This is a genomic window from Amycolatopsis sp. cg13 (assembly GCF_041346965.1).
In the GTDB taxonomy this organism is placed as follows: Bacteria; Actinomycetota; Actinomycetes; order Mycobacteriales; family Pseudonocardiaceae; genus Amycolatopsis.
In genome coordinates this window covers 5651670-5674171 of the sequence record NZ_CP166848.1, presented here as the reverse complement: position 1 = coordinate 5674171, position 22502 = coordinate 5651670, and the positions used below count along the sequence as shown (strand labels likewise).

Sequence of the window (22502 nt, the reverse complement as noted above, 5' to 3'; positions counted from 1 at the left end):
CTCAGGTCAGCAGCGGAGTGAGCAGCGTGCGCTGGTCCTTCGGCACGTATTCCGCGTAGTTGTCATACAGCGCTTGACGCGCCAGCCGCGCCGCCGACTCCCCGTCGGCGGCGCGGATCGCGTTCAGCACCTCTTCGTGATGCCGCAGCCACGAGCGCATCAGCGTGCCGCGGTCGTTGGCGTGGCTGAGTTTGTCCTCGATCAATTCCAGGACCACCCCGCGGACCACTTCGCCGCTGACCACCAGCAGCGGATTCCGTGACACTTGCGCAATCACGTCATGGAATGCGACGTCCGCACGACTGAATTCGGCGTATCCGTCCGCGGTCGCCATTCCTTCCAGCGCGGTGTCGAGCGCGGTCAAATCCTCGGCGGTGCGCAGTTCCGCGGCCAGCAGGTGCGACGAGCCGTCCAGCACCATCCGGAATTGCAGCAGTTCCGCCAGTCCGACGTGTTCCGCCCGGGCCAGCCGGTGCATCGACCGGTGCAGCGCGCCCGGCGACGCGGCCAGCACCTCGGGCCCGCGCGGGTCTCCCGGCCGGGACCGGATCAGTTCGGCGGCCTGCAGCACCCGCAGCGCCTCGCGCACGGTCGAGCGGCCGACGCCGAACTGCGTCATCAGCTCCCGTTCGCCGGGCAGCCGTTCGCCGGGTTTGAGGCGGCCGCTCACCACGGCCTCCTCGATCTGCTCGACGATCCGCTCGTAGGCGCGGACCGGAGCCACCGGTTCGAACTTCATCTTGACCTCGGTGTCTGCCGGATGCGAGTCTGCCTGTCAGAGTTACTGGTCAGACCAGTGTACTGAGCAGGAGGCGGAATGAAACCCCGGAGCACTGCGGCGGCACTGGCGCTGCTGCTCGTGACGTCCGGCTGCTCGGCAGGCTCCAGCGCGAGTGTTTCCCCAGGTCCGGACACGCTTTCCGTCGGATACACGGCGGAGCCGGCCAACTTCGACTTCACCCGTTCCGACGGCGTGGCCATCCCGCAGGCGCTGCTCTACAACGTCTACGAGGGCCTGGTGAAGCTCGATCCGCAGGGCCGGATCGTGCCGCTGCTCGCGAAGTCCTGGACGATCAGCCCGGACCGCAAGACCTACGACTTCCAGCTGCAGCAGGGCGTCAAGTTCAGCAACGGAGCCCCGTTCACCGCCTCCGACGTCCAGTTTTCGCTGATGCGCGTGAAGACCGACTGGACGATCTCGCTCAAATCGGCGATGGACGTCGTGGACCACGTCGAGGTCGTCGCGCCGGATCATGCTCGCGTGGTGCTGTCGAAGCCCAGCAACGGCTGGCTGTTCAGCCTCACCAGCAGACTCGGCGCGATGTTCAGCCCGAGCGGCGTCGCGGATCTGGCGAATCATCCGGTCGGCACCGGACCGTACGAGGTGGCATCACGCCGCCGTGGCGATTCCATTGTGCTGCGGGAGAATCCGCGGTATTGGGGCCGGAAGCCGGCGTATCGCACGGTGGTGCTCAAGTACTTCGCCGATCCGACCGCGCTCAACAACGCCTTGCTGTCCAACGGAATCGACGTGATCTCCAACCTCACGTCGGCCGATTCGATCCCGCAGTTCCAGGGCGACGACCGGTTCACCGTGCAGCAGGGCACCACGAACAGCGAGGTCACGCTGGCGTTCAACGGCCGTCGCGCGCCGCTGAACGACGTGCGCGTCCGGCGCGCGCTCACCTACGCCATCGACCGGAAAGCCGTGCTGGACCTGGTCTTCAGCGGTCGCGGCACGCTCATCGGCAGCATGGTTCCGCCCACCGACCCGTGGTACGAGGACCTGTCGAAGGTCTATTCCTACGACCCGGCGAAGGCGAAGCAGTTGCTCGCCGAGGCGGGGGTGCACGATCTCAAGCTGCGGCTGCGGATTCCGAACCTGCCGTACGCGGTTTCGGCGGCGCAGGTGGTGCAGTCTCAGCTAGCGGACGTCGGGGTCACCGCGACGATCGAGCCGCTCGACTTCCCCGCAGTGTGGCTCAAGCAGGTTTTCACCGACCACGACTACGACCTGTCGATCATCCAGCACGTCGAAGCCCGCGACATCGCCACGTTCGGAAAACCCAAGTACTACTGGGGTTACGACAACAAACACGTGCAGCAACTGCTCGCCGCGGCGGACAGCGGCACGCCGCAGGAGCAGGTGAGCGACATGAAGGAGGTCGCGCGGCAGCTGAACACCGACGCCGCCGCGGATTGGCTGTTCCTGTTCCCGAACGTCGTGGTCGCCAAGAAGAAGGTGACCGGACTCGCGCGCAACCAGGTCAGCGAGTCGTTCGACCTGACGGCGGTGAGGCCGGCATGACCGCGCGCGTGCTGCGGCGGGTGGCCGTGTTCGCGGTGAGCCTGTTCGTGGCGTCCATTGTGGTGTTCCTGTTCATGGCTGTGCTGCCGGGCGATCCAGCGCAGGTCGCTTTGGGCGTCAACGCGACGCCGGAGCTGCTCGCGAAGACCCGCGCCGAATTCGGCATCGACCGGCCGCTGGTCGAGCAGTACCTGAGCTGGATGGGCGGGGTGCTGCACGGCGACTTCGGCCGGTCGTACGTCACGCGCGAGGCGATCAGCCCGCAGCTGGTGGACCGGCTCGGGGTCACGTTGTGGCTGGTCGGCGCGGGGATGATCGTCGCGCTGGTGATCGCTTTGCCCGCTGGCGCGTTCGCCGCGGTGCGGCACCGGAAGGCCAGTGGTGTAGCGGTTTCCGGGCTGTCGCAGGTCGGTGTCGCGATCCCGGCATTCCTCGCGGGCATCATCCTGGTGCAGATTTTCGCCGTACAACTGCGCTGGCTCCCGAGCGGCGGATGGACGCCGCCGGACCAGGACGCGGGCGAGTTCCTGCGCGGACTGATCCTCCCGGCGTTGTCCCTCGGCCTGGTCCAGGGCGCGGTGCTCACGCGATACGTCCGCTCGGCCGTGCTCGACACGCTCGGCCAGGACTACCTGCGCACCGCCCGATCCAAGGGGCTCTTGCCAGGTCAGGCGCTGTTTCGGCACGGACTGCGCAACGCGTCCGTCCCAGTGGTCACCGTGCTCGGCCTGCAGCTGACGACTCTGCTGATCGGCGCGGTCGTGGTGGAGCGAGTGTTCGTGCTGCCGGGTCTCGGCAGCATGCTGCTGGACGCGGTCGCGCAGCGCGATCTGCTGACGGTGCAAGGGATCGTGCTGGTGCTGGTGGCCGGGGTGCTGCTGGTGAACTTCGTGGTCGACGTGCTGTATTCGGTGCTCGACCCGAGACTGCGGGGGTCCTGATGCGCCGCAACGGAAATCTCCTGCTCGGCGGGATTCTGGTCGCGCTCGTCGTGCTGGCCGCGCTGGTGTCGTTCGTCTGGACGCCGTACGACCCGGTGCAGGTCAACGCGGCGGACCGGCTGCTGGGCTTCTCGGCCGAGCACCTGTTCGGCACGGACAAATTCGGTCGCGACGTCTTCAGCCAGATCCTCGTCGGCGCGCGGACCACGCTGTACGTCGGCGTCGTCGCGGTCGGCATCGCAGCGGTCATCGGCACTCCGCTGGGCGTGCTGGCGGCGATGGCGCCGCGGTGGCTCGGCGAGTTCGTGATGCGGGTGAACGACCTGGTCCTCGCGTTTCCCGCGCTGCTGCTGGCGATCATGTTCGGTGCGGTGTTCGGCGCGGACACGCTCACCGCGATGGTCGCCATCGGCATCGCGACCATCCCGTCGTTCGCCCGGATCGCGCGGTCCGGCTCGTTGCAGGTGATGAGCAGCGAATACGTGCTCGCCGCGCGGGCCGGCGGCCGGTCGCGGACGCGAATCGCCTGGTCGCACGTGCTGCCGAACATCGGCGGGTTGCTGATCGTGCAGGCCTCGGTGTCGTTCGCGATCGCGGTGCTGGCCGAAGCGGCGCTGTCGTTCCTCGGCTTCGGCACGCGGCCGCCGACGCCGTCGTGGGGCCGGATGCTGCAGGAATCGCAAGAACTGCTCACCGCGCATCCGCGGCTGGCGCTCGTGCCCGGCGTCGCGATCGCGGTGGCAGTGCTCGGGTTCAACCTTCTCGGCGACGGTCTGCGCGACCGTCTCGACCCCCGATTGGCGGCGCGGGTATGACGCTGACGGTGGAAAACCTGCAGGTCGCGGACCTTGTGCGCGGGGTTTCGTTCGAGCTGGGCGCGGGCGAGCGGGTCGGGTTGATCGGCGAATCCGGGTCCGGGAAATCGCTCACCGCGCTGTCCGTGCTGGGCCTGTTGCCGGAAGAGCTGTCGGCCACCGGCTCGGTGCGGTTGGACGGCCGGGAGCTGCTCGGTGCGTCGGAAAAGGAGCTGTCCCGGTTGCGCGGCAACGGGATGGCGATGGTGTTCCAGGAGCCGATGACCGCCTTGAATCCGGCGATGCGGATCGGACGGCAGGTCACCGAACCGTTCCGGGTGCACGGCCGGCGCGGGCGTCCGGCGGAGGAACTGCTGGCCGCGGTCGGATTGCCGGGCGTCGCGCGGGCGTATCCGCATCAGTTGTCCGGCGGGCAGCGGCAGCGGGTGGTGCTGGCGATCGCGCTGGCCAACGACCCGGCGCTGCTGATCTGCGACGAGCCGACCACCGCGCTGGACGTCACCGTGCAGGCGCAGATCCTCAGCCTGATTCGCGACCGATTGTCGGCGGAGAGCTCGCTGCTGTTCATCACGCACGATCTGGCGGTGGTGGCGCAAATGTGCGACCGGGTGCTCGTGATGCTCGACGGGTCCATTGTGGAGCATGGCTCGACGCGAGAGGTGCTGACCGCGCCGAAGCACGCCTATACGCAGCGGTTGCTCGCGGCTTCTGATCTGGAGGGCGCGCGATGATCTCGGTGCGGGATTTGGAGCGGCGGTATACGCGGCGGGACGTGCATGCGTTGCGCGGTTTGAGTTTCGACGTTTCCGCAGGTGAGCGGTTTGGGATCGTCGGCGAATCCGGCTCCGGGAAGTCCACGTTGGTGCGCTTGCTCGCCGCCTTGGACCGGCCGACGGCGGGCACGGTGTCGTTCCAAGGACAGCGGATCGACTCGTTGCCCGAGCGAAAACTGCGGTTCCTGCGCCGGGAAATGCAGATCGTTTTCCAGGACCCGATGGGCTCGCTCGATCCGCGGATGCGCGTGCGGGACATCATCTCCGAACCGCTCGGCCGCCGGTCGCCGGAGCGCGTCGCGGAGCTGCTGACCGCCGTCGGACTGCCCGAGGACGCGGCGATGCGGTATCCGCACCAGTTTTCCGGCGGACAGCGGCAGCGGATCTCGATCGCCCGCGCGCTCGCGCCGAACCCGAGCGTGCTGATCGCGGACGAACCGGTGAGCGCGCTGGACGTTTCGGTGCGCGCGCAGATCCTGGACCTGCTGGCCCGGCTGGTCGACGAGTTCTCGCTGACGCTGATTTTCGTGTCGCACGACCTCGGCGTGGTGCGGCACGTGTGCGATCGCGTCGCGGTGATGCGGCGCGGCGAGATCGTGGAAATCGGGGCGGTCGAACAGGTTTACGCCGAACCGGAGCACGAGTACACCCGGGAACTGCTGGCCGCCGCGCCCAATCTGCGGACCGAGCTGGCCCGGTTGAAGGGAGAAACGGATGCCTGACTACCCGGACGGCCTGCCGATTGGTCCCGACTGGGTGTCCACAGTGGATACCGCGGACGTGGTGTTTCCGTATAACGGCAGCGTGATCGGCACCGCGCCGGTCGGCACTGCTGCGCTGGCTGCCCGGGCCGTCGATGAAGCAGTAGCAGTGGCTCGCGAAGTTGCTTCGCTGCCTTCGCGGGCTCGCCGGTCGTTATTGAACGACGTGGCTTCAGCGGTGCGCGAGCGTCGTGCGGAGTTCGAGCAGCTTCTCGTGCTGGAGACGGGAAAACCGCTGGTCGATTGTCAGGTGGAAGTCGCCCGGACGATCGTCACCTGGGAAGCCGCGGCCGAGGAAGTGTCGCGGCTGCACGGCGAAACTGTGCCGCTCGACCTGCTGCCGTCGGGGGACGGGCTGGTCGGGTTCTGGAAACGCAAGCCGATCGGTGTGGCGGTCGGGATCGCCGGGTTCAACTACCCGCTGCTGCTGGCGTCGCACAAGATCGCGCCCGCCATTGCCGCTGGCTGTCCGGTGGTGGTGAAGCCCGCGCAGCAAACCCCGTTGGCGACGCTGTGGCTGGTGCACCTGGTCCGCTCGCTGACCGACTTGCCCGCGATGGTTCAGTTGGTCACCGGAGACGCTTCGGTCGGATCGGCGCTGGTCACGGACCGGCGGATCGGTGCGGTGTCGTTTACCGGCTCGGCCGCCGTCGGTCACCAGATCGCCCGGGACGCCGCGCCGACGAAGACCCTGCTGGAGCTGGGCTCGAACGCCGCGCTGGTGGTCGCCGAGGACGCTGACCTCGATGCCGCCGCGGATGCCGTGCTGCGCGGCGGGTTCTATGCGTCCGGTCAAGCGTGCATTTCCGTACAGCGCGTGCTGGCGGTTTCGTCGGTGGCTGCGGAGTTCACCGACAAGGTGCTCGCGCGGCTCGGCGAAGTGACCGTTGGTGATCCGCGTTCTGCTAGCACGAGGGTGTCCGCGCTGATCGACGAACGCTCGACTGCCCGGGTCGCCGAGTGGGTCGACAAAGCGATCGCGGCAGGCGCTCGGCTGCTTGCTGGCGGCTCGGTGCGTGACGGTGTGCTGGAGCCGACAGTGCTCGCGGACGTCCCAGACGGCGTCGAATGCTGGGACGAAGAGATCTTCGGCCCGGTCGTCTGCCTGCGCACAGTGTCCGATGTGGACGAAGCGTTCGCCGCGGTCAACGCCTCGCGGTACGGCTTGCACGCGAGTGTGTACAGCCGCTCGCTGAAGACCGCGTTCCGGGCGCTGGACGAGCTGGAGGTCGGCGGGGTAGTGGTGAACGAGGTGCCGGGTTTCCGGTCCGACACGATGCCGTACGGCGGGGTCAAGGACTCCGGGATCGGCCGCGAGGGGCCGCGATTCGCCGTCGAAGAGCTGACCGTGACGAGGATGGCGGTGCTGCGCCCGTGAACTACGCCGGACTGTTCCGCATGGACGGCCGCCGCGCCGTCGTTCTCGGCGCGGGCAGCGGGATCGGCCGCGAGGCCGCCCGAGCCCTTGCCGCACACGGCGCGTCGGTGATCTGCGCGGACCGAGACCTTGCTGCGGCTAGGGAGACCGGCGTCGGCGAGGCGTACGAGATCGACCTGCTCGCGCCCGGGGCCATCGCTGCCGCCGCTACCGATCTGGGACCGCTGGACGCCGTCGTGCTGACCGCCGCCACGAACGTCCGGAAACGCCTGCTGGACTACACGCGCGAAGAGTTCGACCGGGTAGTGGAGCTGAACCTGGGCGTCGCCTTCGAGGTCCTGCGCGCGTTCGGCGCACCGATGGTCGAGCAGGGCCGGGGAAGCATCATCGGCTTCTCGTCAATCCGCGGCACCACCGTCGAACCCGGCCAAGGCCCGTACGCAGCAACGAAGGGCGGCCTCGTGCAGCTCTTCCGCACTGCGGCTGCTGAGTTCGGACCGTCCGGCGTACGCGTCAACGCCATCGCCCCTGGCGTTGTAGAGACACCGTTGACCGCACAGATCAAAGCGCGCCCCGACTGGTACGACGCGTACGCGCAGAAGGGCGCCCTCGGCCGCTGGGCGCGCGCGGACGAACTGGCCGGTGCCGTCGTGTACCTCGCTTCGGACGCTTCGACCTTCGTCACCGGCTCCGTCCTGGCCGTCGACGGCGGCTGGACCGCAGTCGACGGACGCTTTGACCCACCCGCTTCGTGAATCGGAGGTTCCGCGATGACCGAATTGGCCGACCTGACCGCTAACGAGCTGGTAGCCGGGTACCGCGCGAAGACGTTCTCGCCGGTCGAAGTCACCGAAGCCGTCCTCGCGCGCATCGACGCCCGCGAACCCGAATTGCACGCCCTGTACGCGTACGACGCCGCTTCAGCCCGCGAAGCAGCGAAGGCGTCCGAAGCACGTTGGCACGCTGGCGAACCCTCCGGTGCCATCGACGGCGTCCCCCTGACGCTGAAGGAAAACATCGCCTCCTACGGTGTCCCCACGCCACTAGGCACCGCCGCTACCGCTCTAGTGCCCGCTACCGCCGACGCCCCTGCCGCAGCCCGCGTACGCGAGTCAGGCGCAGTACTGCTGGCAAAGACGACCATGCCCGACTACGGCATGCTCACCTCAGGCCTCTCAAGCTTCCACACCGCTTCGCGCAACCCGTGGGACGTCACGCGCACCCCCGGCGGCTCCAGCGCAGGAGCCGCCTCCGCAGCCGCCGCGGGCTACGGCCCCTTGCACGTCGGCACCGACATCGGCGGCTCAATCCGCCTCCCCGCCGGTTGGTGCGGTCTGGTCGGCCTGAAACCCAGCTTCGGCCGCGTACCAGTCGATCCGCCCTTCCTCGGCCGCGTCGCCGGACCCTTGACCAGGACTGTCGCCGACACCGCCCTGCTGATGAGCGTCCTGGCCCAACCCGATTCACGCGACCACCTCAGCCTGCCGCCCGCGTCGATCGACTGGCTTTCCCTGACCGGTTCCCTCAACGGCCTGCGCGTCGGCCTGCAATTGGACCCCGGCGTCGGCCTCCCCGTGACTCCGGAGGTCGCCGACGCAGTCACCGCCGCCGCTGATTTGTTCGAGTCCGCAGGCGCGATCGTGGAACCCGTCGCCCCGTTCCTGACCCGCGACCACCTGAACGGCCTGGACACCTTCTGGCGAGTCCGCGCCTGGTCGGACATGGCCGCCCTGAGCGCAGAGCAGCGCGCCCAAGTCCTGCCGTACATCGCGGATTGGGCGGCCGGTGGCGCGAGTGCGTCCGGTGTGGACACTTACCGCGGGTTCGCCGCCATCGACGCGATCAGCGTGGCGACCCTGAGCGCGACCGAACCGTACGACGTGGTCCTGTCGCCGACCTGCCCCGTGCTGCCACCGCCCGCGGAATGGCCGTCCCCGACGAACGACCCGACGCGGCCGTTCGAGCACATCGCTTTCACCGTGCCGTACAACATGTCCGGCCAGCCCGCGGTGTCGGTGAACTGCGGCTACACCCAGGAGGGGTTGCCGATCGGCCTGCAGATCGCGGGTCGCCGGTTCGCCGACCTGGAGGTACTGCGAATCGCGGCGGAGTTCGAGAAGCTGCGCGGGGAACAGCGCCCTTGGCCGGTCAGCTGAGCGGGTTTCCGCTCAGTGCTGTGCCTGCTCTTCAAGCTTGCTCAACCAGGCGTCGAAATGCGGGCACTGGCTTCGCAACGCGGCCACACCAAGCTCGGCGACAGCCAACGGGCCTTCGATCACCTTCTGGTAGCCGGCGCAGTATCGGAGGAGGCGTTTGGAAGGTGCCGTCTTAGCGCCGCCATTGACCAGTTCCGGGCCTCCGGCAGCATCGCAATCGGTGCGCAGGCGTTCGGCCAGTTCCGGTTCGCCTCTCAGCTCGCTCAGCTGCTCAGCGGCCGCGAACACCCAGGATTCGAGTTCGTGCAAGACCAGGTGAGGGAGAAAGCGCCGATCAGAGACTGCCGCCGCGATCTCGTGCTCCACGTGCTGCACCTGCGTCTCGGCCGGGCCCGGCGGAAGGCTGGAAACTCCCGGTGCGTCGGCGGGGAAGCCGTAGAAGTCGAAGATCGTGGTCAATACGGTGAGCGACTTCTGCCCGAGCAGGTGCTGGACTTCCCGGTGAATCTTCGCCCAGGAAGAAACACCGCCGCGGTGCGTGACGGACGAGGTCTGCGTCCGGACGACCGACACGGTGACGGTTGCCCAGCCAGCCTCGCTTAAGTGATCGACCAGAAGCTCTTGCGCGACTGTCAGTTCCGACTGCCCTTCGACCAGCAAATGAAGGCGTTTGCGGTCAGTCATTCAGGACGCTGCCCCTCGAACCGGGCTGCCCGCCGATGAGGTTCTTCTCCCACAGTTCGCCAAGCGAGTAGTCCTCGAGCCACGTGCGAAGCGCTTCAGGGTTTGGCTTCGCGAAGGAAGAACTGCCGTCGTGTTGTTCGACCACGATGAGGTCGTCGACGGTGAACTGGTTCATGAGCGTGACTGATTGGGTGGCGATCAGCACCTGGCTCTGTGCCGCTGCCCGCCGGAGCATGTCCGCCAGCACGACGATCGCGTAGGGGTGCAGACCCAGCTCCGGTTCGTCCAGGACGACCAGTCCGGGAAGCTGCGGCTGCATCAGCAAGGTGGCCAGGCAGACGAACCGCAATGTTCCGTCGGACATCTGCTCGGCCGAGAAGATCCCGTCGAGGTCTTTGTGGATCCAGCGGAGCCGAACCCGGTCGGTTCCGTATTCGTCGTCGAGAACGAAGTCTTTGAAAAACGGGGCGACCAGCCGGATTGTGCTGGTGATGCGACGGTAAGCCGCTTTGTCCTCCGGCCGTTCGCTCCGCTGCAGCCTCAGCAGAACCGGCGCGAGGTTGGCGGCGTCGTCCCGCAGAGCGAGGTTGCCCGCAGTCGGGGCTTGCCGTTTGACGGGGGCGTCCCGGCTCATGTCGTCGAAGTGATAGACCCGGCAGCCGTCGAGAACCGCGTGAATGAGTTCCGCGGCCTCGTCGTGCTCGCCGAGAGCTTGTTCGAGCCGCGATTCTCGATGTCCCTGGCCGAGTTCGCGTCGGTACGGCGATTCGGGAGTGACCTTGCTGATCTCTTCCAGGTCGAAGATCAGCTCGTCGTTGGCCGCGGGCACGAGCCGGATGCGGTAGTTCGCTGGCCAGATGTCCAGAGCCAGCTCAATGCTGGACAGCGCACTTCCCTTGTAGCCCATTTCAGCGGCCCCGCCATTGAGCCCGACATACAGCCCGAGATCGCGGTCGACGATGCTGCTCAACAGACCTAGCGCCTGAATGAAGTTGCTTTTGCCCGCGCCGTTGGCGCCGACCAGCACGTTCAGGCTGCCGAGCGGCACCCGTGCCGAACGGATCGAGGTGAACCCCTCGATGGTGATCGCGTTGAGCGAGTGCCGAGCCATGCGCACACTGTACGGCCGCGCCCCGGCAACCGGCTGGAGCTACTTCGCCCCAATGGCCTCCGCCAACGCCAGCACCCGCCGCGCGTTCTCCACATGCAGGTTCTCGATCATCCGCCCATCCACAGTCACCACACCGCGTCCCTCAGCCGAAGCCTCCTCGAACGCCGCGATGATCCGCTTGGACCGGTCGATCTCCTCCTCCGAGGGAGCGAAGATCCGGTTGCACGGATCCACCTGCGAAGGATGGATCAACGTCTTCCCGTCGAACCCGTACTGCCGCCCCTGCAAGCACTCCGCCTCGAACCCGGCCGCGTCCTTGACGTCGTTGTAGACCCCGTCCAGGATCACCTTCCCGGTCGCGCGCGCGGCCAGCAGGCACAGCGAAAGCCCGCCCAGCAACGGTCCCCGGCCCGGCACGAACTCCGCGTGCAGTTCCTTCGCCAGGTCGTTCGTGCCCATCACCAGCACGGTCAACCGCTCCGACGCGCCCGCGATCTCCGAAGCGTGCAGCATCGCGATCGGCGTCTCCACCATCGCCCAGATCTTCGTGTGCTCCGGCGCTCCGCCAAGCTCCAGCGCGCGCTCGATGTTGTGCACCTCAGCCGCCGAGTTCACCTTCGGCACCACCACGGCGGCGGGACCGGCGGCAGCCGCGGCGCGCAGGTCTGCGTCGTGCCATTCAGTGTCCAGGCCGTTGACCCGGATCGTCACTTCGCGCGAGCCATAAGAAGAAACAGCAGCGCAGACCCGTTCCCGCGCGGCTTCCTTCGCGTCCGGCGCGACGGCGTCTTCCAGGTCCAGGATCAACGCATCCGCCGGAAGCGTCTTCGCCTTCTCCAGCGCGCGTTCGTTCGCACCGGGCATGTACAGCACGGACCGCCGCGGGCGGAGTTCGGTCATGACTGGATCTCCTTCGTCGCGGCGTCGTACGCGGCGGCCAGTTCGGGGTCGTCAGCGGCCAGTTCGTCGGCCAGTTCCACGACCACCCGGCACTGCTTGACCGAGGCGTCGTCCTGCATTTTCCCGTCGATCATCACCGCGCCGGTGCCGTCGCCCATCTCAGCGATCACGCGCCGGGCCCACGCCACATCCGCGGGGGACGGCGAGAAAACCTTCTTCGCGATGTCGATCTGCACCGGGTGCAGGCTCCACGCGCCGACACAGCCGAGCAGGAACGCGTTGCGGAACTGGTCTTCGCACGCCACCACGTCGCGAATGTCGCCGAACGGCCCGTAGTACGGAAGGATGCCGTTCATCGCGCACGCGTCGACCATCCGCGCGACCGTGTAGTGCCACAGATCCTGCTGATACGTCGTCCGGCCCTCGGTGAGGTCGTCGCCGACCGGATCGGTGCGCACCAGATATCCCGGATGCCCGCCGCCGACGCGGGTCGTCTTCATCCGGCGGCTCGCAGCCAGGTCGGCCGGGCCCAGCGAGATGCCCTGCATGCGCGGCGACGCTCCGGCGATCTCCTCGACGTTCGCCACGCCGCTCGCGGTTTCCAGGATCGCGTGCACCAGCAGCGGTTTCGTCAGCCCGGCGCGCGCTTCCAGCTGCGCCAGCAACCGGTCGACGTAGTGAATGTCCTGTGCGCCTTCGACCTTCGGGATCATGATCACGTCGAGCTTGTCGCCGATCTCGGTGACCAGCGTGATCAGGTCGTCGAGCACCCACGGCGAATCGAGGCTGTTCACCCGCGTCCACAGCTGGGTGCGGCCGAAGTCCGTCGCCTTCGCGATCGACACCAGCCCGGTGCGCGCGGCTTCCTTGCGGTCCGCGCGGACCGCGTCCTCCAGGTTGCCCAGCAGCACGTCGGTCTTCTTCGCGATGTCCGGGACCTTCGCGGCCATCTTTTCGTTGCCCGGATCGAAAAAGTGGATCATGCGCGACGGCCGCACCGGGATCTGCCGCGGCGGCTGCGGCGCTCCGACGGCGAGCGGGGCGAAGAAGTCCTTCGGCGAGCGCATCCTGGTCCTCCCGGCGGGTACTTGACCGACGGGTAACCCTAAACCGGAGACCCGAACCCCCGCTGCGGCGAAGCTCACCCGCCATCCGGGTGACGCCCGTGACCAGGGAAAGTCCACTGTGGAACCCGGTCGATTAGGCCGATCGGAGTAAGGCATTGCGCCGCCTGCCCTGCCCCGCGCGGGGTGCCGTGCCACCCAGGGGAAGCGCTCCGTGCGCACCACTCACCCCCGTCTCACTCGGTTGGCCGCACGGTCGGGCTGAAGTCGAACGACCGCCTACCGACCGGTCACCGACCGCTGAGCGCCGCCGATCGCACGCGGCCGGGCAACCCGGAGACCTCGCGTCTTTGCCCTGGTACTCAGTTCATGTACCGGTTTTCGCCGGTACTTGGGAACAGGTGCTTGAAGGAGGCGGACTCGTGGCGGCTACCCCACAGAACACCGAGCGCTCGACGGTCGCCGGCGGTGCGAAGCGCAGCCGGACGACGGCGAGCCGGGTGCTGCCGCCGATCGAGCTCCCCGCGAGCGTCGACGAGCTGGCGCGCAAGGCCGCGGCCCTTCTGGGCTGGAACGGCGTGGTGCTGCCCGCGACGACCCTGCTCGGCCGCAAGGTCAGCATCGTCGCGAAGCTCAAGACCGACGTGCACGCGGAGCGGATCGCGATGGGTGTCGGTCCCGTCGCCGATCGCGCCCTCGTCGACACCTGGACCTGGCCAGAGCTGGCCGCGACCGCACCCGCGCCGGCCGCCGAGATCATCGGCGTCCTCGCGGTCGCCCGGCACTGGCGGACCGCGATGGCCTCCGCGGTGCCCTTTTCGCGCTACGGCGAGGCCGCGATGGTGCTCCCATCGCCTGCCGTGCTGACCGACGACTACGTGACGAACTGCCTGCCGCGCGCCCGCGCCTACGGCCTCGCGGTCGTCACCGCCGACCCGTACGCCACCACCGACCTCGACCTCGACACCCACCACGACCGGGTGCTGCTGCAGGAGGACCCGGTTTCGCGCTGGGTCAACGAGATGGCCTACGACCTGTTGCTGCGCGAGGACGCCGACGCCCCGGTCCCCGCTGAGGCGGACTGAAGCACCGGCGACGGTGCGCGTGCGGCGATAGAGTCGGGCTCATGCGAGTCGTCATTGCTGGCGGACACGGCCAGATCGCCCTGCACCTGGAAAAGCTGCTCGCGCAGCGGCACGACGCGCCGGTCGGCATCGTGCGCAACCCCGAGCACGAAGCCGACCTCACCGCCGTCGGCGCTGAGACTGTCGTGCTCGACCTCGAGAAGTCCGATGTGGACGCTGTCGCCAAGGTGCTCGAAGGCGCGGACGCGGCGGTGTTCTCCGCCGGTGCCGGCCCGGGCAGCGGCGAGGGGCGCAAAGACACTGTGGACCGCGGCGCGGCCGTGCTGTTCGCCGACGCCGCGCAGCGCGCTGGTGTCCGCCGGTTCATCCAGGTCGGTTCGATCAACGCGGACAAGGCGGACGACCCCGGCTTCGATCCGGTTTTCGCCGCCTACCTGCGGGCCAAGCGCGCGGCCGAGGAAGACCTCAAGGCCCGCGACCTCGACTGGACGATCCTGCGCCCCGGTCGCCTCACCAACGATTCCGGCACCGGCCAGGTGAAGATCGCGGAGAAGGTCGACGGCGGGGAGATCCCGCGCGAGGACGTCGCCGCGGTATTGCTGGCGCTGCTCGACGCTCCGGCGACGGCCCGGCGCACGCTGGAGCTGGTCTCCGGCGACGAGTCCATCGCCGACGCGCTGTCCCGGATCTGATGCGCGACATCGCGGTTTTCAGCGGCAGCGCGCATCCCGAGCTCGCCGAGGAAATCTGCGCCAACCTGGGCGTTCCGCTGCTTCCGGTGGAGATCGACCGGTTCGCCAACGACTGTCTGCAGGTCCAGCTCCAGGCCAACTGCCGCGAGCGGGACGTCTTCCTGATCCAGCCGCTGGTCAAACCGGTGCAGGAGAACCTGGTCGAACTGCTGCTGATGCTCGACGCGGCCCGCGGTGCCTCGGCCGCGCGCACCACCGTGGTGATGCCGCACTATTCGTACGCGCGCTCGGACAAAAAGGACGCGCCGCGGATCTCCATCGGCGGGAGGCTGGTCGCGGATTTGATGGTCACCGCGGGCGCGAACCGCGTGCTCACCATGACGCTGCACTCGCCGCAGGTGCACGGGTTCTTCAGCGTGCCGGTCGACCATCTGCACGCGCTGCACGAGCTGGCGCGGTACTTCCGGCAGTACGACCTTTCGGAGACGACGGTCGTGTCGCCGGATTTGGGCAACGCCAAGGAAGCCGCGCATTTCGCCCGGCTGCTCGGGGCGAAGGTCGCGGCCGGTGCCAAGCAGCGGTTCGCCGACGACCGGGTCGAGATCACGTCGGTGATCGGCGAGATCGCGGGCCGCGACATCATCGTGCTGGACGACGAGATCGCGCGCGGCAGCACAGTCCTGGAACTGCTCGGCCGGCTGCGGGAGATGGGCGCGCGGTCGATCCGGGTGGCCTGCACGCACGGGCTGTTCGCCGACGGTGCGCTCAAGCGGATCGGCGGCCAGGAGGACGTGCTGGAGATCGTCTGCACGAACACGGTGCCGGTTCCGGTCGAGGAACGCACGGAGAAGCTGCGGATCCTGTCCATCGCCCCGGCGCTGGCCGAGGCGATGCGGCGAATCCACAATGGAGAGTCGGTCAGCTCGCTGTTCGAGCCGAACTGATCAAACGCTGCCGAGGACCCGGTCGAGGTACGTGTTGGTGAACGTCCCGGCCGGGTCGCATTCCTTGCGGATCCGCAGGAAATCGTCGAAATGCGGATAGCGGGTGCGCAGCACGGACGCGTCGAGATCGTGCATTTTGCCCCAGTGCGGCCGTCCGCCGACCTGGCCCACGACGTTCTCGAACGCGGAGAAGTACTCGCGGTAGGGCATGCCAAGGAACTGGTGGATCGCGATGTACGCGGAGTCGCGGCCGTTCGCGGTGGACAGCCAGATGTCGTCCGCCGCGGCCACCCGCACCTCGACCGGGAACGCCACCGGATCTTTCAGCCTCGGCACCACTCCGCGCAGTTCGGCCAGCACGTCGAGCACGGATTCGCGCGGGACCGCGTACTCCGACTCCACGAACCGCACGCCGCGATGGGTAACGAAAACGCGGTGCGAAAGATCGCTGTACTCGCGCGGCGACGACACTTGCGAGGCGAACGCACCGAGTGGCCGCACCAGTTTCGGCACCGCGCGGCCGAGTCGGCAGAGTCCGCCGAACGCGATGTTCTCGGTGAGCTCGTAGTCGACGAACTGCTTGAGGCGGGACAACGGTTTCCGCTCGGCGTGCACCGGCAGGCGGTTGTTGCGCTTCACCAACGCCTTGCTGCCGTAGGGAAACCAGTAGAACTCGAAGTGGTCGTTGTTCGCGGCGTTGTCGTCGAAACCTTCGAGGACCTGCTCCAGCGGCTCCGGACGTTCCTGCGCGGAGAGCACAAAGGACTGTTCACATTGGAGGGTCACCGTGCTGATCACGCCAAGCGCACCAAGGCCGACGCGGGCGGCGTGGAACAACTCCGGACGCTCGTCGGCCGAACAGCGGACTAGGGAACCGTCCGCGAGCACGAGTTCCAGCGCGACGATCTGCGTCGAGATTCCGCCGAAGCGCGCACCGGTGCCGTGCGTGCCGGTGGAAATCGCGCCAGCGATCGTCTGTGCGTCGATGTCACCGAGGTTCGTCATCGCGAGCCCGAGCGCGTCGAGGGCCGCGTTGAGAGTGCGGAGAGTGGTGCCGGAACGGACGGTGACCTGCTGCGTTTCGAGGTCGGCGCGTTCGATGCCGGTCCACGCGGTGAGGTCGAGCGCGTCGGAATCGGCGGCCGCGATCGCGGTGAACGAATGCCCGCTGCCCCACGCGCGCACGCGGTGCCCCGCCTCGGCGACCCCGGCCACGACCTCGGCGATCTCGGCCGCGCTGCGCGGCCGGTGCACCCGCTGCGGGGTGGCCTTGGCCGTTCCGGCCCAGTTGCTCCACGTCATTGCGGCACCTGTTCTTCGCTGGAAGGTTCCCACGATAGATGCCGGAACCGTAAGTGAATAGTATTCGCGTTTCAAGCGTTGTTGTCGTACCGTAAGTGCGTGACCACCTCAGCGCACGGGTACGACCTCGCGACGAAGGACCTGGATCCGCCGCTCGCGATCGTCGACCTGGACGCCTTCGACGCCAACGCCGACGACCTGCTGCGCCGGGCCGCGGGCAAGCCGATCCGGGTGGTCAGCAAGTCCGTGCGCTGCCGTGCGCTGCTGGAGCGGGCGCTCGCGCGAGACGGCTTCGAAGGCCTCATGTGCTACTCGCTCGCCGAGGCCGTTTGGCACGCTGAGCTGGGCACTTCCGACGACATCGTGGTCGCGTACCCGACCGCCGACCACGAAGCGCTCCGTCGGCTGGCCGCGAGCGAACGCGCCCGCGCGGCAGTCACGATCATGGTCGATTCGACCGAACACCTCGACCTGGTCGACGCCGCGCTCGGCCACGGGCACCCGGACATCCGCGTGTGCCTCGAACTCGACGCGTCTTGGCGGCCGCTGCCCGGCGTACACGTCGGCACCCGGCGTTCGCCGGTGTTCAAACCGGGGCAAGCCGCCGCGGTGGCACGGAAGATCGTGACGCGGCCGGGCTTCAAGCTGGTCGGGATGATGGCGTACGAAGGCCAGATCGCCGGACTCGGCGACGCGGCCGGAAAAGGCCTGCAGAACCGGGTGGTCGGCTGGATGCAACGCCGTTCCGCCGCGGAACTGGCCCGCCGCCGGAGTGCCGCGGTGCGTGCCGTGCGCGAGGTCGCTGACCTGGAGTTCGTCAACGGCGGCGGCACCGGAAGCATCGAAACCACCGGCGCGGAGAACGTAGTCACCGAGATCGCCGCCGGTTCCGGCTTCCTCGCGCCGACGCTCTTCGACGGCTATTCGCACTTCCAGCCGCGCCCGGCCGCGTTGTTCGCGCTGCCGGTGGTGCGCCGTCCGGCGAAGAACGTCGCGACGCTGTACTCCGGCGGCTACATCGCCTCCGGCCCGACCGGTCCGTCGCGCGAACCGTCGCCGTACCTGCCGGAAGGCTTGCGCCTGCTGGGTTTCGAAGGTGCCGGCGAGGTGCAGACGCCGGTGACCGGCGAGGCCGCGCGCACCCTGCGGCTCGGCGACCGGGTTTGGCTGCGGCACGCGAAAGCCGGGGAATTGGCCGAACGCTTCCTGGCCTACCACCTCGTCCGCGGCAGCCAGGTGGAGCGAACCGTCCCGACTTACCGCGGCGAGGGGCAGAACTTCGGCTAAGCGCTCAGTCGCCGAATTTGCTTGCCAGATAACCCTTCACCACGTGCTTGGCCTCGGCGACGATCCGCTCGTCCCCGTTCGGGTCGCGGCGGAAGGCGAGCTTCAGCAGCGCGTCCGCCGTCTCGTTGGCGATCGCGATGGCGAACCGGAGTTCGTCGGCCGGCCGGTCGACGTGCCCGCGCAGGATTTCGACCAGCGAATCCGCGATGACCGAGTTGTTGTCGCGGTCGTCAGCCAGCAGCCGGACGTCGATGACGTCTCCGAAGTGGACCTTCGAGAACCCCGGCACCTCGCGGTGCATCTGCAGGTAGATGTCGAGCACCGAGTCGACGATGTTCCACCAGTGCTCGGGGCTGAGCTGCTGCAGCCGCTCGTTCACCGCGGCCACGAACCGTTCCAGGTTTCGCTGCGTCAGCGCCTGCACGACCGCGCGTTTGTCCGGGAAAAACTGGTACAGCGATCCGACCGCGACGCCCGCGCGTTTGGCGATCAGCGTGGTGGTGAGCGCGTCGTAGCCCAGTTCGTCGATCAGCACGGCGCTCGCGTCCAGCATCTGTTCCACCCGCCGGGCACTGCGTTGCTGAACCGGCTTTCGCCGCAGCGGTGTGGGTTCAGCCTGGGTCTCGGCCACGTCGTTCCTCGGAGTCTCTCGCGATTCACTCATCTGATCTGGGACTTTAGCGCCCCGCGGGGCTTCCCCCGAGACGAGTGACGACCTAACATATGAGAACTTTTCACGTTCACCCGCGAGGGTGTCCGAAGGCAAGGGGTGCTCAGCGTGGACCATCCGACCTTCCCGCCCGGCTTCCTGTGGGGTGTCTCGACCTCGGCGTTCCAGATCGAGGGGGCGACGGCCGAGGGCGGCCGGGGACCGTCCATCTGGGACACGTTCACCGCCACCGAAGGCAAGATCGCCCGGGGCGAGGACGCCAAGGTAGCGGCCGACCACTACCACCGCTACTCCGAGGACATCGCCCTGATGGCGGAACTCGGCGTCGGCGCCTACCGGATGTCGATCGCGTGGCCGCGCATCCAGCCGGACGGCACGGGCAAGCCCAACGCGGAGGGACTTGCCTTTTACGACAAGCTGATCGACGAGGTATGCGCCGCCGGAATAGCTCCGGCGATCACGCTGTACCACTGGGACACGCCGCAGGCGATCGAGGACGCGGGCGGCTGGCGCTCCCGCGACACCGCCTTCCGCTTCGCCGAATACGCCACGATCGTGGGGGAGCATTTCGCCGATCGGGCGAAACTCTGGATCCCGCTCAACGAGCCGATGGTGATGTCGATCTACGGATACGGCATCGGCGAGTACGCGCCCGGCGAGTTCCTCCTGCTCGACGCGCTCCCCACCGCGCATCACCAGAACCTCGCGCACGGGCTGGCCGTGCAGGCGCTGCGCGCGGCGGGCGCGACCGGCATCGGCACCGCGAACAACCACTCGCCGATCTGGCCCGACCACGACACGCCCGCCGACCGCGCGGCCGCCGACTGGCTCGACGCGCTGATCAACCGCACCTTCGCCGACCCGATGCTGCTCGGCAGCTACCCCGAGCAGGTCCACCCGCACCTGCCGGAGAACTTCGCCGACGACCTGGCCACGATCGCGCAGCCGCTCGATTTCTACGGCGTCAACTACTACGAACCCCAAGGCGTCACGGCCCCCGGCGAAGGTAACCCGCTGCCGTTCGAACTCCGCCCGATCGAGGGCTATCCCATGACCACCAACGATTCCCCGATCGTCCCGCAGGCGTTGCGCGATCTGCTGGTGTCCTTCCACGAGCGCTACCGCGAGCACCTGCCGCCGATCCAGATCACCGAAAACGGCTGTAGCTTCGCCGACGAACCGGCCGCCGACGGCACCGTCCCCGACCCGGAGCGGATCGAATTCCTCGCCAGCCATCTGCAGGCGCTGCGCGAAGCGATGGATGCCGGAGTCGACGTGCGCGGATACTTCGTCTGGTCGCTGCTGGACAACTTCGAATGGTCCAAGGGCTACGCGCCGCGGTTCGGGCTCGTGCACGTGGACTACGAGACGCAACGCCGTACGCCCAAGGATTCCTTCGCCTGGTACCGGAAGCTGGTCCGCCATGAGTGACACCGCCGCCGCTGTCCCGGATGTCTTCGCCGAGCCGGTCAAGCGCGTCCGCGCCGGGTGGATGACGCTGCTGTTCCTCGCGAACATCGCGCTCTGGCTGGGCGTTTACGCGCCGATTCAGGTTCTGCTGCCGCAGCAGGCCGAACTCCTCGACGCCGCGCACAAGGAAACCGTGTTCGGCGTCGTGACCGGCATCGGCGCGGCCGTCGCGCTCGTCGCGAACCCGGCGATCGGCCTGCTCTCGGACCGCACCTGCTCGCGGTTCGGCAGGCGGCATCCGTGGACGATCGCGGGCGGCGCGATCGGCGCGGCCGGGCTGCTGGTGCTGGCCGAGGCCCCGAACGTCGTCGTGATGACGATCGGCTGGTGTCTCGTGCAGGCCGGGCTCAACGGCATGCTCGCGACGCTGATGTCCGGCATCGCTGACCGGGTTCCGGTCGGGCAGCGCGCGCAGGTCGGCGGGCTGGTCGGCATCGCGCAGATGCTCGGCACCGTGCTCGGCGCGGTGGTGGTCGTAGTGATGCTCGACCTCGCCGGACTGCCGCTCGGCTACGCCGCGTGCGCCGCGATCGTGCTCGCCGGTGCGGCGGCGTTCGTCCTCCGCACCCCGGACACGCGGCTGCCGGTGGAGTTCCGCCCGAGCGGCCGGATCCGCGAAATCCTCGCCGACCTGTGGGTCTCGCCGCGGCGGCATCCGGACTTCGCGTGGGCGTGGGGCTGCCACTTCATGATCAACCTCGGCAACGCGTTCGGCACGCTCTACCTGCTGTTCTTCCTCAAGGACGCGGTGCATTACCCCGATCCGGACAGCGGCCTGCTGATCATGATGGGGCTGTACGGCGTGGCATTGGTGATCGGCGCGGTACTGGCCGGGCACTTCTCCGACAAGTCCGGCAAGCGGAAGCCGTATGTCCTCGGCTCGGCAGCGATCATGGCGTTGGCCGCGCTGCTGCTGGTGATCTGGCAGTCGTGGCCGGTGGCGCTGGTGGCGTCGCCGTTGCTGGGCGTCGGGTTCGGCGTCTACATGGCGGTCGCGCTGGCGATGCTGACGCAGGTGCTGCCCGCGGCGCAGAACCGGGCCAAGGACCTCGGCGTCGTCAACATCGCGAACTCGCTGCCGCAGGTGGTCGCGCCGCTGCTCACGACGCTGATCCTGCACTGGCTCGGCGGGTATCCGGGGCTGTTCGCGGCGTCCGCGGTGGCGACGTTGCTGGCCGGGGTTTTGGTGACGCGGGTCCGGTCGGTGGGTTAGCGCTTGCGTTTGAGCGCGCTCACAGGCTTAGCGTCTTGGACATGGAGAAGGAAGACGCGCTGACCGAGGCGCTGCGCCTGGCGGTCGACCCGCCGGGCACGGTGTCGGTCGAAGCGCTGCGGGAACTGGCCCGGGACGACGACGCGAACGAGTGGGACATCGCCACCACCGCGGAACACCTCGGGCTGAACCCGCACACGCTGCGGTACTACGAGCGGATCGGATTGGTCGAGGTAGCCCGCGACAGCGCCGGGCACCGCGTTTACGACGCGGCGTCGGTGCGCCGTCTCGTGTTCCTGACACGGATGCGCGTGTCGGGCATGCCGATCAGCGACCTGCGCCGCTACGTCGAGCTGATCGAGTCCGGCGCGGACACCGTGCCCGAACGACGCGAAATGCTCCTGGAGCACCGCGACACCCTGCGTGCCCAGATCGCTCAGCTGCAGCTTTCCCTCGCCGCCACCGAATACAAGATCGCCACCTACCAGGAAGGCCCCCTCCCGTGACCCAGCACGACATCGACAGCCCGGAAAACCTCGCCCGCCGCAAGAACGGACTCGAGGTGCTGTCCCGCATCGACGGTCACCAGGGCGAAGCCGTCATCGATTCCCTCGCCGACATCAACCCCGCGTTCGGGCACCACGTGGCCGCGTTCGCCTTCGGCGACATGTACGACCGGCCCGGCCTCGACCCGCGCAGCCGCCAGCTGGTCACCCTCGGCGTGCTGACCGCACTCGGCGGCTGCGAACCGCAGCTGAAGGTGCACATCGGCGCGGCGCTGAACGTCGGGCTCAGCCGCGAGGAAGTCACCGAAGCGCTCATGCACTCGGCGGTCTACGCGGGATTCCCGCGCGCGCTGAACGCCACCTTCGCCGCGCGCGAGGTGTTCGCCGCGCGCGACGCGGAGGAAACCGTCTGACGTTCGCGGAGCCCGGTGCGGACCGCACC

23 protein-coding genes are annotated in these 22502 nt (G+C 68.3%); 16 read left to right on the top strand and 7 right to left on the bottom strand.

Annotated elements, in window-relative coordinates:
• Position 1 precedes the first annotated feature (1 nt).
• A complete protein-coding gene (locus AB5I40_RS26335; protein ID WP_370932699.1) occupies positions 2-739 on the bottom strand; it encodes a FadR/GntR family transcriptional regulator in 738 nt (245 codons plus the stop codon).
• A gap of 78 nt (positions 740-817) precedes the next feature.
• On the opposite strand from AB5I40_RS26335, the gene AB5I40_RS26330 reads away from it, so the two are divergent.
• Genes AB5I40_RS26330 through AB5I40_RS26295 form a run of 8 tightly spaced genes read left to right on the top strand, consistent with a single transcriptional unit; the run spans position 818 to position 9132 of the window.
• Positions 818-2308, top strand: coding sequence for an ABC transporter substrate-binding protein (locus AB5I40_RS26330; protein WP_370932698.1), 1491 nt, complete (start codon positions 818-820; stop codon positions 2306-2308).
• Positions 2305-3249 carry an ABC transporter permease gene (locus AB5I40_RS26325; protein WP_370932697.1) on the top strand — a complete coding sequence of 315 codons (945 nt, stop codon included), beginning with the start codon at positions 2305-2307 and terminating at the stop codon, positions 3247-3249. Before AB5I40_RS26330 ends, AB5I40_RS26325 begins: the two co-directional genes overlap by 4 nt.
• Positions 3249-4064 carry an ABC transporter permease gene (locus tag AB5I40_RS26320; RefSeq protein WP_370932696.1) on the top strand — a complete coding sequence of 272 codons (816 nt, stop codon included), beginning with the start codon at positions 3249-3251 and terminating at the stop codon, positions 4062-4064. The genes AB5I40_RS26325 and AB5I40_RS26320 overlap by 1 nt, the downstream gene beginning before the upstream one ends.
• Entirely contained in the window at positions 4061-4795 is a 735-nt protein-coding gene (locus AB5I40_RS26315; protein ID WP_370932695.1) for an ATP-binding cassette domain-containing protein, read from the top strand. Before AB5I40_RS26320 ends, AB5I40_RS26315 begins: the two co-directional genes overlap by 4 nt.
• Entirely contained in the window at positions 4792-5559 is a 768-nt protein-coding gene (locus AB5I40_RS26310; RefSeq protein WP_370932694.1) for an ATP-binding cassette domain-containing protein, read from the top strand. Before AB5I40_RS26315 ends, AB5I40_RS26310 begins: the two co-directional genes overlap by 4 nt.
• A complete protein-coding gene (locus AB5I40_RS26305) occupies positions 5552-6976 on the top strand; it encodes an aldehyde dehydrogenase family protein (protein ID WP_370932693.1) in 1425 nt (474 codons plus the stop codon). Before AB5I40_RS26310 ends, AB5I40_RS26305 begins: the two co-directional genes overlap by 8 nt.
• Entirely contained in the window at positions 6973-7731 is a 759-nt protein-coding gene (locus tag AB5I40_RS26300; protein ID WP_370932692.1) for an SDR family NAD(P)-dependent oxidoreductase, read from the top strand. Before AB5I40_RS26305 ends, AB5I40_RS26300 begins: the two co-directional genes overlap by 4 nt.
• 15 nt (positions 7732-7746) lie before the next feature.
• Positions 7747-9132, top strand: a complete 1386-nt coding sequence (locus AB5I40_RS26295; RefSeq protein WP_370932691.1) for an amidase — start codon at positions 7747-7749, stop codon at positions 9130-9132.
• A gap of 12 nt (positions 9133-9144) precedes the next feature.
• On the opposite strand, the gene AB5I40_RS26290 is transcribed toward AB5I40_RS26295, so the two are convergent.
• The 4 genes from AB5I40_RS26290 to AB5I40_RS26275 are packed head-to-tail and all read right to left on the bottom strand — an operon-like array spanning position 9145 to position 12894.
• Entirely contained in the window at positions 9145-9816 is a 672-nt protein-coding gene (locus AB5I40_RS26290; RefSeq protein WP_370932690.1) for a DUF4276 family protein, read from the bottom strand.
• Positions 9809-10927 (bottom strand): AAA family ATPase, encoded by a 1119-nt coding sequence (locus AB5I40_RS26285; RefSeq protein WP_370932689.1) that lies wholly within the window; start codon positions 10925-10927, stop codon positions 9809-9811. Before AB5I40_RS26285 ends, AB5I40_RS26290 begins: the two co-directional genes overlap by 8 nt.
• Before the next feature lie 39 nt (positions 10928-10966).
• Positions 10967-11827: a CoA ester lyase gene (locus tag AB5I40_RS26280; RefSeq protein ID WP_370932688.1), complete on the bottom strand. Its 861-nt coding sequence runs from the start codon at positions 11825-11827 to the stop codon at positions 10967-10969.
• Positions 11824-12894 (bottom strand): CoA ester lyase, encoded by a 1071-nt coding sequence (locus AB5I40_RS26275; protein ID WP_370932687.1) that lies wholly within the window; start codon positions 12892-12894, stop codon positions 11824-11826. Before AB5I40_RS26275 ends, AB5I40_RS26280 begins: the two co-directional genes overlap by 4 nt.
• Positions 12895-13313: 419 nt before the next feature.
• On the opposite strand from AB5I40_RS26275, the gene AB5I40_RS26270 reads away from it, so the two are divergent.
• From AB5I40_RS26270 to AB5I40_RS26260, 3 genes are read left to right on the top strand one after another with little or no spacing between them, the layout of a single operon-like run.
• Complete coding sequence (locus AB5I40_RS26270) at positions 13314-13976, top strand: hypothetical protein (RefSeq protein ID WP_344282138.1); 663 nt, start codon at positions 13314-13316, stop codon at positions 13974-13976.
• A gap of 41 nt (positions 13977-14017) precedes the next feature.
• Positions 14018-14668, top strand: a complete 651-nt coding sequence (locus AB5I40_RS26265; protein ID WP_370932686.1) for an SDR family oxidoreductase — start codon at positions 14018-14020, stop codon at positions 14666-14668.
• Entirely contained in the window at positions 14668-15612 is a 945-nt protein-coding gene (locus AB5I40_RS26260) for a ribose-phosphate diphosphokinase (protein WP_370932685.1), read from the top strand. Before AB5I40_RS26265 ends, AB5I40_RS26260 begins: the two co-directional genes overlap by 1 nt.
• Here the strand turns inward: AB5I40_RS26260 and AB5I40_RS26255 are convergent, their stop codons facing one another.
• On the bottom strand, positions 15613-16914 hold the full coding sequence (locus AB5I40_RS26255; protein WP_370932684.1) for a D-arabinono-1,4-lactone oxidase: 1302 nt from the start codon (positions 16912-16914) through the stop codon (positions 15613-15615).
• Positions 16915-17013: 99 nt separating this feature from the next.
• On the opposite strand from AB5I40_RS26255, the gene AB5I40_RS26250 reads away from it, so the two are divergent.
• The gene (locus AB5I40_RS26250; RefSeq protein WP_370932683.1) at positions 17014-18201 is read left to right on the top strand and encodes an amino acid deaminase/aldolase; all 1188 of its coding nucleotides are present in this window, start codon (positions 17014-17016) and stop codon (positions 18199-18201) included.
• A gap of 4 nt (positions 18202-18205) precedes the next feature.
• Here the strand turns inward: AB5I40_RS26250 and AB5I40_RS26245 are convergent, their stop codons facing one another.
• Positions 18206-18865, bottom strand: a complete 660-nt coding sequence (locus AB5I40_RS26245; protein WP_037806876.1) for a TetR/AcrR family transcriptional regulator — start codon at positions 18863-18865, stop codon at positions 18206-18208.
• 114 nt (positions 18866-18979) lie between these two features.
• On the opposite strand from AB5I40_RS26245, the gene AB5I40_RS26240 reads away from it, so the two are divergent.
• From AB5I40_RS26240 to AB5I40_RS26225, 4 genes are read left to right on the top strand one after another with little or no spacing between them, the layout of a single operon-like run.
• Positions 18980-20302: a GH1 family beta-glucosidase gene (locus AB5I40_RS26240; protein ID WP_370932682.1), complete on the top strand. Its 1323-nt coding sequence runs from the start codon at positions 18980-18982 to the stop codon at positions 20300-20302.
• On the top strand, positions 20295-21554 hold the full coding sequence (locus AB5I40_RS26235) for an MFS transporter (protein WP_370932681.1): 1260 nt from the start codon (positions 20295-20297) through the stop codon (positions 21552-21554). The genes AB5I40_RS26240 and AB5I40_RS26235 overlap by 8 nt, the downstream gene beginning before the upstream one ends.
• A 41-nt stretch (positions 21555-21595) precedes the next feature.
• The gene (locus AB5I40_RS26230) at positions 21596-22060 is read left to right on the top strand and encodes a MerR family transcriptional regulator (RefSeq protein WP_344282114.1); all 465 of its coding nucleotides are present in this window, start codon (positions 21596-21598) and stop codon (positions 22058-22060) included.
• A complete protein-coding gene (locus AB5I40_RS26225; RefSeq protein WP_370932680.1) occupies positions 22057-22473 on the top strand; it encodes a carboxymuconolactone decarboxylase family protein in 417 nt (138 codons plus the stop codon). Before AB5I40_RS26230 ends, AB5I40_RS26225 begins: the two co-directional genes overlap by 4 nt.
• Positions 22474-22502 lie beyond the last annotated feature (29 nt).

What these genes read in the sequence shown, in the direction of transcription:
- AB5I40_RS26290 (WP_370932690.1), bottom strand. Translation starts at nt 9,816, where the DNA reads ATGACTGACCGCAAACGCCTTCATTTGCTGGTCGAAGGGCAGTCGGAA.
- AB5I40_RS26245 (WP_037806876.1), bottom strand. Translation starts at nt 18,865, where the DNA reads ATGAGTGAATCGCGAGAGACTCCGAGGAACGACGTGGCCGAGACCCAG.
- AB5I40_RS26255 (WP_370932684.1), bottom strand. Translation starts at nt 16,914, where the DNA reads ATGACGTGGAGCAACTGGGCCGGAACGGCCAAGGCCACCCCGCAGCGG.
- AB5I40_RS26265 (WP_370932686.1), top strand. Translation starts at nt 14,018, where the DNA reads ATGCGAGTCGTCATTGCTGGCGGACACGGCCAGATCGCCCTGCACCTG.
- AB5I40_RS26310 (WP_370932694.1), top strand. Translation starts at nt 4,792, where the DNA reads ATGATCTCGGTGCGGGATTTGGAGCGGCGGTATACGCGGCGGGACGTG.
- AB5I40_RS26315 (WP_370932695.1), top strand. Translation starts at nt 4,061, where the DNA reads ATGACGCTGACGGTGGAAAACCTGCAGGTCGCGGACCTTGTGCGCGGG.
- AB5I40_RS26280 (WP_370932688.1), bottom strand. Translation starts at nt 11,827, where the DNA reads ATGACCGAACTCCGCCCGCGGCGGTCCGTGCTGTACATGCCCGGTGCG.
- AB5I40_RS26330 (WP_370932698.1), top strand. Translation starts at nt 818, where the DNA reads ATGAAACCCCGGAGCACTGCGGCGGCACTGGCGCTGCTGCTCGTGACG.
- AB5I40_RS26275 (WP_370932687.1), bottom strand. Translation starts at nt 12,894, where the DNA reads ATGCGCTCGCCGAAGGACTTCTTCGCCCCGCTCGCCGTCGGAGCGCCG.
- AB5I40_RS26325 (WP_370932697.1), top strand. Translation starts at nt 2,305, where the DNA reads ATGACCGCGCGCGTGCTGCGGCGGGTGGCCGTGTTCGCGGTGAGCCTG.
- AB5I40_RS26285 (WP_370932689.1), bottom strand. Translation starts at nt 10,927, where the DNA reads ATGGCTCGGCACTCGCTCAACGCGATCACCATCGAGGGGTTCACCTCG.
- AB5I40_RS26260 (WP_370932685.1), top strand. Translation starts at nt 14,668, where the DNA reads ATGCGCGACATCGCGGTTTTCAGCGGCAGCGCGCATCCCGAGCTCGCC.
- AB5I40_RS26235 (WP_370932681.1), top strand. Translation starts at nt 20,295, where the DNA reads ATGAGTGACACCGCCGCCGCTGTCCCGGATGTCTTCGCCGAGCCGGTC.
- AB5I40_RS26335 (WP_370932699.1), bottom strand. Translation starts at nt 739, where the DNA reads ATGAAGTTCGAACCGGTGGCTCCGGTCCGCGCCTACGAGCGGATCGTC.
- AB5I40_RS26305 (WP_370932693.1), top strand. Translation starts at nt 5,552, where the DNA reads ATGCCTGACTACCCGGACGGCCTGCCGATTGGTCCCGACTGGGTGTCC.
- AB5I40_RS26230 (WP_344282114.1), top strand. Translation starts at nt 21,596, where the DNA reads ATGGAGAAGGAAGACGCGCTGACCGAGGCGCTGCGCCTGGCGGTCGAC.
- AB5I40_RS26295 (WP_370932691.1), top strand. Translation starts at nt 7,747, where the DNA reads ATGACCGAATTGGCCGACCTGACCGCTAACGAGCTGGTAGCCGGGTAC.
- AB5I40_RS26320 (WP_370932696.1), top strand. Translation starts at nt 3,249, where the DNA reads ATGCGCCGCAACGGAAATCTCCTGCTCGGCGGGATTCTGGTCGCGCTC.